This is a genomic window from Olleya sp. YS (assembly GCF_029760915.1).
Classification (GTDB): domain Bacteria; phylum Bacteroidota; class Bacteroidia; order Flavobacteriales; family Flavobacteriaceae; genus Olleya.
On record NZ_CP121685.1, the window covers coordinates 727,089 to 741,772 of the forward strand.

General features: G+C 33.0%; 9 protein-coding genes and 1 tRNA gene. 4 read left to right on the top strand and 6 right to left on the bottom strand.

Annotated features, from left to right (window positions below):
• Positions 1-4 precede the first annotated feature (4 nt).
• From infB to rimP, 3 genes are read right to left on the bottom strand one after another with little or no spacing between them, the layout of a single operon-like run.
• The gene (gene infB / locus Ollyesu_RS03405; RefSeq protein ID WP_279302393.1) at positions 5-2,716 is read right to left on the bottom strand and encodes a translation initiation factor IF-2; all 2,712 of its coding nucleotides are present in this window, start codon (positions 2,714-2,716) and stop codon (positions 5-7) included.
• A gap of 40 nt (positions 2,717-2,756) precedes the next feature.
• A complete protein-coding gene (nusA, locus tag Ollyesu_RS03410) occupies positions 2,757-3,989 on the bottom strand; it encodes a transcription termination factor NusA (RefSeq protein WP_279302394.1) in 1,233 nt (410 codons plus the stop codon).
• Positions 3,990-4,002: 13 nt separating this feature from the next.
• Positions 4,003-4,464: a ribosome assembly cofactor RimP gene (gene rimP / locus Ollyesu_RS03415; RefSeq protein ID WP_279302395.1), complete on the bottom strand. Its 462-nt coding sequence runs from the start codon at positions 4,462-4,464 to the stop codon at positions 4,003-4,005.
• A 162-nt stretch (positions 4,465-4,626) separates the two neighbouring features.
• Here rimP and Ollyesu_RS03420 point away from each other — a divergent pair, with 162 nt between their 5' ends.
• Positions 4,627-5,451, top strand: a complete 825-nt coding sequence (locus Ollyesu_RS03420; RefSeq protein WP_279302396.1) for a universal stress protein — start codon at positions 4,627-4,629, stop codon at positions 5,449-5,451.
• Between the two features lie 166 nt (positions 5,452-5,617).
• On the opposite strand, the gene Ollyesu_RS03425 is transcribed toward Ollyesu_RS03420, so the two are convergent.
• A tRNA-Gln gene (locus tag Ollyesu_RS03425) sits at positions 5,618-5,690 on the bottom strand.
• Between the two features lie 152 nt (positions 5,691-5,842).
• Here Ollyesu_RS03425 and Ollyesu_RS03430 point away from each other — a divergent pair.
• Positions 5,843-9,349: a DUF2723 domain-containing protein gene (locus Ollyesu_RS03430; RefSeq protein WP_279302397.1), complete on the top strand. Its 3,507-nt coding sequence runs from the start codon at positions 5,843-5,845 to the stop codon at positions 9,347-9,349.
• Between the two features lie 10 nt (positions 9,350-9,359).
• On the top strand, positions 9,360-10,007 hold the full coding sequence (locus tag Ollyesu_RS03435) for a polysaccharide deacetylase family protein (protein WP_279302398.1): 648 nt from the start codon (positions 9,360-9,362) through the stop codon (positions 10,005-10,007).
• Here Ollyesu_RS03435 and Ollyesu_RS03440 read toward each other — a convergent pair.
• Together Ollyesu_RS03440 and Ollyesu_RS03445 are read right to left on the bottom strand one after the other, a co-directional pair.
• A complete protein-coding gene (locus Ollyesu_RS03440) occupies positions 10,004-10,300 on the bottom strand; it encodes a thioredoxin family protein (RefSeq protein WP_279302399.1) in 297 nt (98 codons plus the stop codon). The two genes, Ollyesu_RS03435 and Ollyesu_RS03440, sit on opposite strands and share 4 nt — an antisense overlap.
• A 52-nt stretch (positions 10,301-10,352) precedes the next feature.
• Positions 10,353-11,582, bottom strand: coding sequence for a metallophosphoesterase (locus Ollyesu_RS03445; protein ID WP_279302400.1), 1,230 nt, complete (start codon positions 11,580-11,582; stop codon positions 10,353-10,355).
• A 134-nt stretch (positions 11,583-11,716) separates the two neighbouring features.
• On the opposite strand from Ollyesu_RS03445, the gene Ollyesu_RS03450 reads away from it, so the two are divergent.
• The gene (locus tag Ollyesu_RS03450) at positions 11,717-14,653 is read left to right on the top strand and encodes a GH92 family glycosyl hydrolase (RefSeq protein ID WP_279302401.1); all 2,937 of its coding nucleotides are present in this window, start codon (positions 11,717-11,719) and stop codon (positions 14,651-14,653) included.
• The last annotated feature ends 31 nt before the right edge of the window (positions 14,654-14,684 follow it).

Consider the following 14,684-nt stretch of genomic DNA (forward strand, 5'->3'; position numbering starts at 1 on the left):
AAAATTATTTCAGTTTTTTCTTAACTTCAACTTCATGGAATGCTTCAATAACATCACCAATAGCGATGTCGTTATAATTTTTAATTTGCATACCACAATCGTATCCTTTAGACACTTCTTTAACGTCATCTTTAAAACGCTTAAGTGACGCTAACTCACCTGTATAAGTAACCACTCCATCTCTAATTAAACGGATTTGTGAGTTTCTGAATATCTTACCATTCATCACCATACAACCTGCAATAGTACCAACTTTAGATACTTTAAATACTTCTCTAATTTCTGCAGTACCAGTAACTTCTTCTTTAACCTCTGGAGACAACATACCTTCCATCGCGTCCTTAAGATCGTTAATTGCATCGTAGATAATAGAGTAAGTTCTGATATCCACTTCTTCTCTGTCTGCAATTGTTCTGGCGTTTCCAACAGGACGTACATTAAACCCTATAATGATAGCATCTGATGCAGTTGCTAGTAATACATCACTTTCTGTAATGGCTCCAACCCCTTTATGAAGGATATTAACTTGAATTTCTTCAGTAGATAGCTTTTGGAAAGAATCTGTTAAAGCTTCAACAGAACCATCCACATCACCTTTAAGGATAATATTTAATTCTTTAAATGTTCCTAAAGCAATACGACGTCCAATTTCTGCAAGCGTTAATGTTTTTGTTGTTCTAACATCTTGCTCACGTTGTAATTGAGTTCGTTTTGTTGCTATTTGTTTAGCTTCACGCTCGTCTGCAAATACATTAAATTTATCACCAGCTTGAGGCGCACCATCTAAACCTAATATTGAAACTGGTGTTGATGGTCCAGCTTCTTCAATATCATGTCCACGCTCATCATGCATCGCTTTTACTTTACCACTATTTTTACCTGCTAAAACATAATCACCAATACGCAGTGTTCCTGCTTGTACTAAGACTGTAGACACATAACCTCTACCTTTATCTAAAAAGGCTTCCACTACTGTACCTACTGCTGGTTTTTTTGGATTGGCTTTAAGCTCTAATAATTCAGCTTCAAGTAATACTTTTTCTAATAATTCTTTAACACCTGTACCTACTTTGGCAGAAATATCATGCGATTGGATTTTTCCTCCCCAATCTTCTACAAGTAAATTCATTTGTGCTAAACCTTCTTTTATCTTTTCTGGATTAGCGTCTGGCTTATCTATTTTGTTAATTGCAAAAACAATAGGAACTCCTGCTGCTTGTGCGTGAGAAATTGCTTCTTTGGTTTGAGGCATGATATCGTCATCCGCAGCTGCTACAATAATAGCAATATCAGTAACTTGAGCACCACGAGCACGCATCGCTGTAAAGGCTTCGTGACCTGGAGTATCTAAAAATGCTATTTTCTGACCGTTATCTAAAGTAACACCATAAGCACCAATATGCTGAGTGATTCCTCCAGACTCTCCAGCTATTACATTTTCTTTACGAATGTAATCTAATAAAGAGGTTTTACCATGATCTACGTGACCCATTACGGTTACGATTGGAGCACGAGTTACTAAATCTTCTGGTTTATCAACCACTTCTTCAATAGACTCTTCAATATCTGCAGTAACAAATTCTGTTTTGTATCCAAATTCTTCAGCTACAATCGCTAAGGTTTCAGCATCTAATCTTTGATTCATTGTAACCATCATCCCTAATGACATACATGCAGAGATAATTTGTGTCACTGGAACATCCATCATGGTTGCTACTTCGTTTGCTGTAACAAACTCCGTTACCTTTAAGATTTTACTTTCTGCAGCTTCGATTTGTTGATCGATTTCTGTCTGCTCTCTATGCTGATCTCTTTTTTCTCTTCTATATTTTGCTCCTTTACCTTTAGACGATTTTCCTTGAAGTTTTTCTAAGGTTTCACGTACTTGTCTCTGTACTTCTTCCTCACTAGGCTCCTCCTTGATTACAGGACTTTTACGTCCTCCTGGTTTTTTACCTTTAAATCTATCATTACTTCTTGAAGGACCTGAGCTATTTCTATTATCACCAGGTTTAGATATACGACGACGCTTCTTTTTATTGGCGTTATCGTCTTTTTTAGTGTCTTCCTTTTTCTTTTTAGGCTTCTTGAACTGAGATAGATCAATTTTATCTCCAGCAATTTTTGGTCCTGAAAGCTTAGTGTATTTAGTTTTAAGCGTTTCTTCTGTTGGTTCGTCAGAATCCTCTGCTTCTACAACTGTCTCCTTTTTAGTTGCTGGTTTTGCTTTAGGCTTATCCTTAGATTTAGTTGTTTCTTTTGCTTTAGAAGTAGCTTCCGTTTTATCAACTTTAGGTTTAGCTTCAACAACTTTCTCTTCTTTAGATGCTTCAGTTTTATCAGCATCCAAATCTATTTTACCAACTTTTTTTGGTCCAGAAAGTGACTTTGAAGCTTTAATAACTTCTTGTTCTTTTTTAAGTTGATCAGCTTTGGCAGCTTCTTCTGCTTTTTGCTTTTCTTCTAGCTCCTTTTCGCGTTTAATACGCAACTCTTCTTTTTCTTTATTCTTAGCTTCATTAACTTCTTGCGACGCCATTTTTTTGTTCGCATCAGTTTCAAACTCGTCTGAAAGAATTTTGTAAGTTTCTTCTGAAATTTTGGTAGTCGGTCGCTTCTCAATCTCGACACCCTTAGAATCTAAAAACTCTACAGCGCGATCAAGAGAGATGTTAAGCTCACGTAATACCTTATTTAATCTAATTGTTTCAGCCATAAATTGCCTTTAACCTTTTCTTTTTTTTCTCAAATATATGTTAATCTTCGAATTCTTCCTTAAGAATTCTAATAACATCTAAAATTGTTTCTTCTTCTAAGTCAGTTCTTTTTACTAAATCTGCCACATCTTGTTCTAAAATACTCTTAGCTGTGTCTAGACCTGCTTTACTAAATTCTGAGATAATCCATTCTTCGATTTCATCAGAGAATTCTCTTAATTCTACATCTTCTTCAGCTCCTTCTCTTAACACATCTATTTCGTAACCTGTTAATTGACCTGCTAAACGAATATTATGACCACCTCTACCAATTGCTTTACTTACTTCTTCTGGTTTTAAGATTGCTTCTGCACGTTTGTTGTCTTCGTCAATTTTAATTGAAGTTACTCTTGCTGGACTTAATGCTCTGGTAATGTATAACTGTAAGTTATTGGTGTAATTAATTACATCTATATTTTCATTACCTAACTCACGTACTATTCCATGAATACGTGATCCTTTCATACCTACGCAAGCTCCAACTGGGTCAATTCTATCATCATAAGAATCTACAGCTACTTTAGCTTTTTCACCTGGAATACGTACCACATTTTTTATGGTTATTAAACCATCAAATACTTCAGGTATCTCAGATTCAAATAGTTTTTCTAAAAACTTAGGCGACGTACGCGACATAATAATTGCTGGCTTGTTTCCTTTAAGCTCTACACTATCAATAATACCTCTTACATTATCTCCTTTTCTGAAAAAATCTGAAGGAATCTGCTTGTCTTTTGGTAAAATAATTTCGTTTCCTTCATCATCTAACAAAATAACTGCTCTGTGACGTATGTGGTGCACTTCTGCAGTATATAAATCGCCTTCAAGCTCTTTAAATTGCTTGAAAATATTTGTGTTATCGTGCTCGTGAATTTTTGAAATTAAGTTTTGGCGTAATGCTAAAATGGCACGACGACCTAAATCTATTAATTTTACTTCTTCAGACACATCTTCACCTACTTCAAAATCTGGCTCGATTTTTCTAGCTTCTGTTAAAGATATTTCTTGGTTTGGTTCTTCAACCTCTCCATCTGCAACAACCACACGGTTTCTCCAAATCTCTAAATCACCTTTATCTGGATTTATAATAATATCAAAATTATCATCATCTCCAAACTTTTTCTTTAATGCATTTCTAAATACATCCTCTAAAATAGCCATTAAGGTAACACGATCTATTAACTTGTCGTCTTTGAACTCTGAAAAAGATTCAATTAACGCTATATTTTCCATAACTCTATTTGAATTAAAATTTTATTATAACTTTTGCTTCTACAACATCTTTGTAGGCAATATTTTCTTTTTTATTAACGGTAACTTTACCCTTACCAACTGGTTTTGGCTCTCTTGCTTTCCATTCTAAAGTAAACACTTCATCATTAGCAGCAGTTAAAGCTCCTTCTATTTTTTGCGTAGCTGTTTTAACCTCTAAAACACGTCCTACATGCTTAGGGTATTGTCTTGGCAGTGTCAATGGTGCAGAAGCTCCAGCTGACATGACCTCTAGAGCAAAATCATGCTCTTCTCTATCCATGTTATGCTCTATAGCACGACTTATAAAAATACAATCTTCAACTTTTACGCCTTGATCACCATCAATTATTATTTTGATATCTGTATTGTTGGTCACACTAAAATCTATCAGAAATAAATCCTGACGTTCTGCTAGTGCGTCTTCTAATAATGATTTTACTTGTTCTATAAACATTTTAAAGTATAAAAAGAGGGGACTTTAGGTCCCCTCAATTTTCGTTTTTCTCTTACAACGCTGCAAATATACATATTTTTATTGATTTTCATAACTTTTTAAAAGTCATTTTTTATTACTAACTTTATATATAAGTTCTTTATTAACTAACTATCTTCATTTATGAAAAAATTACTTGTACCAACAGACTTTTCTAAAGAAGCAGAAAATGCGGTTAAAGTAGCTGCTCAATTAGCCAGAAAACATGATTGCGAGATCATACTTTTACATATGTTAGAGCTTCCTTTTAACCAGTTAAACGCTGGTGGAATGCCTGCTGATTTACCTGAAGCTGTTTATTTTATGAAATTGGCGCACAAAGAATTTGAGACAGTCATGAAAAAAGACTATTTAAAAGGAATTACTGTGTATGAAACTGTAGATTTTAACGAAATTTCTACTGGAATTCTTGAAACTTGTAGAAAACATGATGTAGATTTAATAGTTATGGGATCTCATGGTGCAGAAGGATTGAAAGAATTATTTATAGGGTCTACTACTGAAAAGATTGTTCGTACTTCCAACACACCTGTATTAGTAATTAAAAATGAGCACGAAAATTTTGATATCAAAGAATTTGTTTTTGCATCCGATTTTAAAAATGATAATAAAGAAACCTATGTACAAGCTGTGAAATTAGCAGAGTTATTTGATGCTAAAATCCACTTGTTAAACGTTAATACACCTAGTAATTTTACAACTACTGCTGCTTCTAAAGTTAGAATGATGGAGTTTATTGAAAATAACCCTTTTGATAATTACACGCTAAATATCTACAATGATGAAACGGTAGAAAAAGGTATTTTAAACTTTTCTAGAATTGTTGATGCTGATTTGATTGGGATTAGCACTCATGGACGACAGGGAATTGCTCACTTTTTTAATGGAAGTATTAGTGAAGATTTAGTTAATCACGCTAAAAGACCAGTAATTACTTTTAAAATATAAACTAAATAATTACATAAAATAAAAAAGCTTCCCCTAAAAAGAAGCTTTTTTTTGTTGGCCTACTAGGTTTTACTTCGACTGCGCTCAGCATAAACTTCTCAACCCAATGTTTTTTAAAAAGAAAAATCCTAACTATAATTTATAGTTAGGATTTTATTGGTATTTGTTGGCCCACTAGGTTTCGAACCTAGACTCTTTGGTACCAAAAACCAACGTGTTACCAGTTACACCATAGGCCAATCTCGTAATGAGGACGCAAATTTAAAACAAATATTTATTCAAGCAAACATTTTTTTAATAAAATATGATTTAAAACTTAACGTTAACTTAAAAATCGTGACCATTACAATATAATTACTAAATTCGCCAACACATAACAAATTGATACTTTATGATGTCTTTTAACTTTAAAAAATGGAACTTAATTTTAAGTTGGTTCGCTTTTTTAATTGCTTTAATTACTTACACACTTACGGTTGAACCTACTGTAAGCTATTGGGATGCAGGAGAGTATATACTAACCTCATCTAAATTACAGGTTGGACATCCACCAGGAGCACCTCTATTTCAAATGTTAGGTGCAGTGTTTTCTGTATTTGCATTAGATCCATCTCAAATTGGTTTTGTTATGAATATGATGAGTGCAGTATCCAGTGCATTTGCTATTTTATTTATGTTTTGGACAATTGTTTTATTACTAAAAAAAATAGTCGGACAACCAGAAATACTTAATAAAGGACAACAAATCGCTATCTTAGGTAGTGCTTTTGTTGGTAGTTTAGCGTTTGCCTTTTCAGACTCATTTTGGTTTAACGCTGTAGAAACTGAAGTATACGCTATGGCGACTCTAATTATGACCGTCATGTTTTATTTAGGATTACGTTGGGAAAAAGACATGCACAATCCTAGAGGTAATCGCTGGTTAATTTTAATTGCATTTGTCGTTGGTTTGTCGTTTGGAATTCATTTTATGGGATTATTAACCATTCCAGCTATTGGTTTGATTTACTATTTTAAAAATCATTTTAATTTAAAAGCTCATTTTTTACATACATTTTTACTTTTTGTGCTTTCTATTTTTTTAATTCTTTTTGTATTAATCGAAATTACAACTAACAATCCTTTTGGTGACACCTCATCACTTTTATTGCTACTAACTTTGATAATTATCATTGGTTTAGGATTTTACACACTAATAAAACAAAATGAAAACTTTACAGTTAAACAGTTTCTTTTAGAAAATTTAGATTTTGCTAAAATCAATCTTATTGCTGTAGCCGTTTTATTGTTTGTTTTCAAATTAATGTTTCCTAACGTATTACGCTACTTTAGTGCGTTAGAGCTATTTTTTGTTAATCAAATAGGCTTACCTTTTAACTCTGGATCCATCATAGCAGCTATTTTATTAGCAGCAGCTTTTTATTTTGGATTAAAATATACCAGAGCAAAACAATTACATCATTTAAATACTGGTATTCTTTGCTTGTTATTTGTGTTAATAGGGTCTTCTACGTGGTTAATGTTACCAATACGCGCCAATGCTAATGTGGTGATTAATGAAAATAACCCATCTAGTGCAAGAGAATTATTAGCCTATTATAACTTAGAGCAATATCCTGAAACTCACTTGTTTTATGGACCGTTATTTACTGATCAATACACAGGTCTAGACGAAAACGAACCTTATGTAGATGACAAGCCTAAATATGAAAAAGATGAAGCTTCTGGAAAATACATTATAGTTAACAACTATAAACGTGCTAAACAAAATTACAATTCTGAGCAAGCTGCTATATTACCAAGAATGTGGAGTGGTGAAAATGCAGAAAATTACATGTTATTTACTGGGTTTTTAGACTTTAGCCTTAAACCAGAATATCAAGGAGAGCAACGCTTAGTACAATCCATGATGGATTTTAAAAGCGATGTTGCTAGTGGAAGAATAGATTATGAAGATTACCACAATTTTTTAAAACAATTCGGTCAATTTGTAAACATCAAAAAACCATCCCTAGCAGATAATATCTCTTACCTTTTTGAGTATCAATTAGGTTATATGTATTGGCGTTATTTTATGTGGAATTTTGTGGGTCGTCAAGACGATTTACAAGGTCGTTACGACCAACATGGTAACTGGATTAGTGGTATTAAACTTATAGACGAGTGGCATTTAGGACAATCTCAAGACAATTTACCTAGTGATGTTACGGAAAACAAAGGTCGAAATACTTATTATTTCCTTCCGCTAATATTAGGATTAATAGGTCTATTTTTCCTGTTTAATAGAGATAAAAAACTGTTCTGGGTGACCTTAGTCTTTTTCCTCTTTACAGGTTTAGCCATTCAAGTATATACCAATGTCAGACCTTTCGAGCCAAGAGAACGTGACTATTCTGTAGTTGGATCATTTTATGTATTTGCACTCTGGATTGGATTGGGTGTCTATGCTCTTTTTGACTTTCTTAAAAAATACACTTCTACTAAAGTTTTAGCTCCTGCAGTTACAGTTGTCTGCCTATTACTAGTTCCTGTAATTATGGCTGCTCAAAACTGGGATGACCATGATCGATCTGGAAAATACACAGCATTAGCTATGGCTAAAAAATATCTAGATTCCTGTGGTAAAAACGGAATTTTATTCTCTATTGGAGATAACGATACGTTTGCGTTGTGGTATGCTCAAGAAATTGAAAACTACCGTACAGATGTACGTGTGGTTAATACTAGTTTGTTTCAAACCGATTGGTACATTGACCAAATGAAGCGTAAAGCTTACAAAAGTGACCCTATTCCGTCATCCTTATCTCATGATAAATACAAACACGGAACACGAGATTATATTATGAAGCGTTTAAGGTTTAGCGATACACTAGACATTAAAACGTTTATGAATTTTGTAACCAGTGATGACCCTAAAACTAAATTAAAATATGCGTTACAACAAGAAGGTGAAAACTTTGAGGATTACCCTCAACAGTTTTTAAACTCTAATTACTTTCCTGTTGAAAATATTAAAATCCCAGTAGACAAAGATGCTGTATTAGAACATGGTATTGTAAAGCCTAAAGATGCAGATTTGATTGAAGACACCTTATACATTAACATTTCAGATAATGCCATTTATAAAAATAGATTATTGATGTTAGATATTGTTGCCAACAATAATTGGAAACGACCAATCTATTTTACAGGTGGTGCTTTTGGAAATGATGATTACATCTGGATGAAAGATTATCTACAATTAGATGGTATGGTCTACAAGTTAGTACCAATAAAGTCTCCAGTTGCAAGAGCTAATCCTTTTGATATGGGAAGAATTGATACCGAGTTTATGTACAACAAAGTCGTAAATTGGGATTGGGGAAATAGTGGAAGTGAAGACATTTACCACGATCCAGAAACTAGACGAAACTCGATTACCTACAGAGGAAATTTAGCACGATTAATTGAAAACTTAATTAATGAGAATCAATTAGAAAAAGCTGAAGAAATAGCAGACATTGCTATGAAAAATATGCCTGTTGATAAATTTGGACATTATACTTTACTTGAACCTTATATAAGTGCGTATTACGAAGTTGGTAAAAAAGATAAAGCAAGACAATTGTTTAAAGATGTAGCGACTAAGTATCAAGAAAATTTAAAATACTATAGTACGCTAACTCGAGATAATCAGGATAAAAATTTTACTGAAATTCTAACAGATATTGAACGCTACAAAGCTTTAGTGGATGTTTTAGTAGAGTACGATGAAGAATTTGCAAAAGACGAATCTATGATCTTTACCAATTATTTAGAATTGTTTAAACATTATATGGAAAGTGACCCAGAACCAGAAACATTTCCAATGCCAACAGACAACGACTTAATAAAACAGTTAGACACTGTTTTAAATTAAATAACTATAGATGCCTGTTTTTCCTGTAAAAACACCCAAAATTATACAACGCCTTTTTTCAAAATATATTTGGAAAAAGGCGTCGTCATCTAAAACCATATATTTAACTTTTGATGATGGTCCAACTCCAAAAATAACACAATGGACTTTAGATATTTTAAAACAATACCAAGCTAAAGCCACCTTCTTTTGTATAGGTCAAAATATTAAAAAACATCCAGACATCTTTAAGTCAATTGTAGAAGACAAACACACTGTAGGCAACCACACCTTCAATCATTTAAAAGGTTGGAAAACAAATACTAAGACATACATAGATAACACAGATATAACTCAAACTCTTATCGATTCTAAAATAAAAAATAGAAAATCTGAAATAAAACATCTCTTCCGTCCTCCTTTTGGAAAAATTAAGCGCAAGCAAGCAAAGATTCTAATAAATAAAGGATATAAAATTGTTATGTGGAGTGTCATTTCATATGACTGGGAGCAAAAACTTTCTCCTGAACAATGCTTGAAAAACGTCTTAAAACATACTACATCTGGAAGCATTGTTGTATTTCATGATAGTGTAAAAGCGTCAAGAAATATGCAGTTTGCGTTACCTAAAGTATTAGAACACTTTAGTCAAAAAGGGTATCAATTTAAAGCACTTTAAACAAATTGCTCCATGATTTCAATCAAGGTATTAGCGTCTTGCTCTCCACTTTGACGCCATTTCATTTCACCATTTTTATAAATAATTAATGTAGGTAGCCCTTTGACACGTAAAGCATCAGATAGTTCTTGATTTTTTTCAACGTCTATCTTAATCACCTTAGCCTTATCACCAAGTGCAGCAGCTACATCGCGCAATACAGCATGCATGGTTTTAGATGGTTCATTCCACTCTGTAAAAAAGTCTAGAAGTACTGGAATGTCGACATCTATTAATTCTCCAAATTTTGACATTTGATATCAGTTTAGTTCAAACTAGTTACTAAAATATAACATTTAGTTGAAATTAAGCAATTTGCGACCCTTTTTTAAGCTCTATTACAGTTATTTCTGGCCAAATTCCAACGCGTCCTGGATAAGCTAAATACCCAAATCCTCTGTTGACATTAATATACTGTCCTTTTTCTTGATAGATACCTGCCCAATGTTTATAACGCCATTTTACTGGACTCCATTTTATCCAACCTGGTATTTCAATACCAAATTGCATACCATGTGTATGCCCACTTAATGTTAAATGGTAGTGATAATCATCCTCAATAACCTTTTCGGCCCAATGTGAAGGATCGTGAGAGAGTAATATTTTAAAATCGTTTGCTTCTATATCCTGACTGGCTTTTTTTAAATCGCCTGCTTTTTTAAATCGACCAGCTCCCCAATTTTCAACACCAACTATTGCCATACGTTCGCCATTTTTTTCGATATATCGGTTTTCGTTTAATAATAAATCAAAACCTATTTCTTTTTGTATTGCTTTTAATTCTTCTAAATTATCGCTTTGATCTTTATCAGAAGCCCAATCTACATAATCACCGTAATCATGATTTCCTAAAACAGAAAATACGCCATCTGAAGCTGTTAATTTAGAAAAGGTATCTTTCCAATCGTACATTTCAGAAGCTTTATTATTGACCAAGTCGCCAGTAAATAAAATAACATTTCCTTTTTGCTGATTAACTAAATCAACCGCGTAATTTATCTTCTCTTTGTTATCAAAACTACCAGAATGTATATCGCTAATGTGTGTAATGCGATAGCCATCAAATGCTTCTGGCAAATCTTCAAAATGTAAAGTATAATTTAAAACTTTGTAATTATAACGTCCTTTGTACATTCCGTATAGTAAGGATGAAAACGGAATTGCTGCCAAACCTAAAGCGACTTGACTGATAAATTTTCGTCTTGATGGTAAATAAAACGAGTCTTTTGTTATAAAATACTTATCATATAAACTTATAAAAGACCTAACAATATCCTCACCAATAAGTATAGGTGCTATCACTAAGTTTAATGCCATAAACGATAGTAAAAAGCCAATTGCATAACCTCTACCACCAGATATTACTCTACCCTCTGATGGTGTAGAAAATTGATAAATTAAATTTACAGCAACCAAAACTGCTATTGTAATAAACACGTAGTGTATCCAAGCAGATTTAAACACCGTTTTTATAGCTTGAAAACCGTAAATAGTAAGGACTATATATATTATTCCTAGAATTATTAATCGCGTCATAAATAAACTTTAATGCACAAAATTAACCATTATTAAAGTGAAATATCTTATTATATTGTTAAACGTTAAACACAATAAAACTACCAGTAACTATTCTTTTTTGCTAAATTGTGACTAAAAATTTTTAACATATAATGAAGTTTAAAAACGTAGTACTATTTTTTATCACGTTGTTTGTGGTTTCCTGTAAAAAACAGATAGATAATACTCCAGTTACAAAACATAAGCCATTAATAGCTTACGTTAATCCATTTATAGGTACTGGTGGACATGGTCATACATATCCAGGAGCATCCTTACCATTTGGAATGATGCAACTTAGTCCAGACACACGTTTGGACGGATGGGATGGCTGTTCTGGGTATCATTATAGTGATAATTATATTTATGGATTTTCGCACACACACTTAAGCGGAACAGGAGTTAGTGATTATGGTGACATTTTAATTATGCCAACCAACAAGCAAAATTTTAACAACGGAGCAGATGGAAACGCTGGTTATCGTGCACATTTTTCTCATGACAAAGAAATTGCAAAACCTGGTTATTATAAAGTAACATTAGATAGTACAAATATTGAAGTAGAATTGACGGTATCTAAACGAAGTGGGATACATAAATATCAATTTCCTTCGGCAGACAATCAATTTGCTATTGTAGATTTAATTCATCGTGACAAGGTATTAGATGCTAAAATTGACAGGATATCTGACACTGAAATTGTTGGTTATAGGTTTTCTGACGCTTGGGCAAAAGATCAACGTTTATTTTTCGTAATAAAAACGTCTCATCCATTTAATGACGTCTTACAATCGCCTCCAAAACAAGGCTTAAAAGGCGCACAGAAAATAGCTTTACAATTTAACAATCCTAACAACCAGCCTGTATACATTAAAATTGGTATAAGTGCTGTAGATATTGAAGGTGCTCGTCAAAATTTAGAGCAAGAAATTGGAAATAAAACCTTTGCAAGAATTAAAAAAGAAGCAGAAATTGAATGGACTAAGCAATTAGCAAAAATTACTATTAAAACTAATAACGAAGACTATAAAACCAATTTTTATACATCTATGTATCATGTTGCTTTGGCTCCTAATTTATATCAAGATGTAGATGGAAGATATCGTGGTATGGATATGAAAATTCACACGACTAAAGACTTTGATTATTACACTGTGTTTTCGCTTTGGGATACCTATCGCGCTACACATCCACTCTACACCATTATTGAGCAAAACAAAACCAACGATTTTATAAACACCTTTATAGCCAAATATAATGAAGGTGGTATTATGCCTATTTGGGATTTAAGCGCTAATTACACTGGTTGTATGATTGGCTATCATGCAGTACCTGTAATTGCTGATGCGTATTTAAAAGGAATTAATAATTACGATGTTAGCACAGCTTTTGAAGCTATGAAACATAGTGCTACAAGAAACAAATTAGGCTTAAAAAGTTATAAAGCATTTGGTTTTATTCCTGTTGAAGAAGAAAGCGAATCGGTTTCTAAAACTTTAGAATATGCTTATGATGATTGGACCATTGCTCAAATGGCAAAAGTCATGAATAAAACTGAAGATTATAAAATATTTTCTGAAAGAGCTCAGTATTATAAAAACGTTTTTGACCCAGAGACACAGTTTATGAGAGGTCGTTTTAGAAACACTTGGTTTTCACCTTTTGATCCTTACGAAGTTAATTTTAATTACACCGAAGCTAATGCTTGGCAATACAGTAATTACATTCCGCAAGACATTAGTGGATTGATTAATCTATTAGGCGGAAAAGAAAAATTAGAAGCTAATTTAGATACATTGTTTGTCGCTAAAGCGGAAACCTCTGGACGTCATCAAGCAGATATTACTGGTTTAATTGGTCAATATGCACATGGCAATGAGCCTAGTCATCACATGGCTTATCTCTATAATTTTGTAAACAAACCACATAAAACTCAGGAGAAAGTCCACCAAATTATAACCGAACTATATTCAAACACACCAGATGGAATTTCAGGCAACGAAGATTGTGGTCAAATGAGTGCTTGGTACATTTTTAGTTCCATTGGATTTTACCCAGTCACGCCAGGAAGTAATCAATACATCATTGGAACACCACTTTTTGAAAAAGCTACTTTTAATTTAGAAAACGGAAAACAGTTTACTGTCTCAACAGAAAATTTAAACTCTAAAAATATTTATATCGCTTCTGCGAAATTAAATGGCAAACCTTTAAATCAATCTTTTATTGAACATTCTGATATTATGAATGGTGGTACCCTTAGTTTTAAAATGACTAATAAACCAACAGATTGGGCTACTAAAGACAGTGAAGCTCCAAAAACCGAAATCAAAGAACATCTGATCACTCCTGCTCCATATATTGCAAAAGGAGAAGTGGCTTTTAAAGGCGACACTGAAGTCGTGCTAAAGAATGCAGATGAGGATGCTTCAATATTTTACAGATTGGGTTATAAAGGTGACTTTAAATTATATGATAATCCTATTACGATAGATAAAGCTATTTCACTTTCGACATATTCAGAAAAAAAAGGAATTAAAAGTGCGGTTATCGAAACCCAATTTTATAAAATAGACCCAAACATGTCTATCAAATTAAATACAGACTATGCAAATCAGTATAATGGTGGTGGAAACAACGCACTTATTGATGGCATTTATGGCACAAAAGATTTTAGAACAGGAACATGGCAAGGGTATTTTGATACAGATTTAAACGCAACCATTAACCTAGGTAAAACAAAAATCATAGACACCATAAACGTAAACTTTTTGCAAGACCAACGCTCTTGGATTTTTTATCCAACAACGATAGAGTGTTGGGTGTCCATTGACGATAAAAATTATAAATCTATTGGTAAATACTATTTTGATGCTAAAAAACCATCTGAAGAAGTCAATATTCAAAACTTTTATTTCAATTTACCATCAGAAAAGGTTAAGTATGTAAAACTGAAAGCCACTAGATTAGGTCAACTTCCAGAGTGGCATTTAGGTTATGAGCATGATGGACGAAGTTGGCTTTTTGTGGACGAAATCACAATCAAATAACAATTATAACTATATTTAGGACAATAAAAAA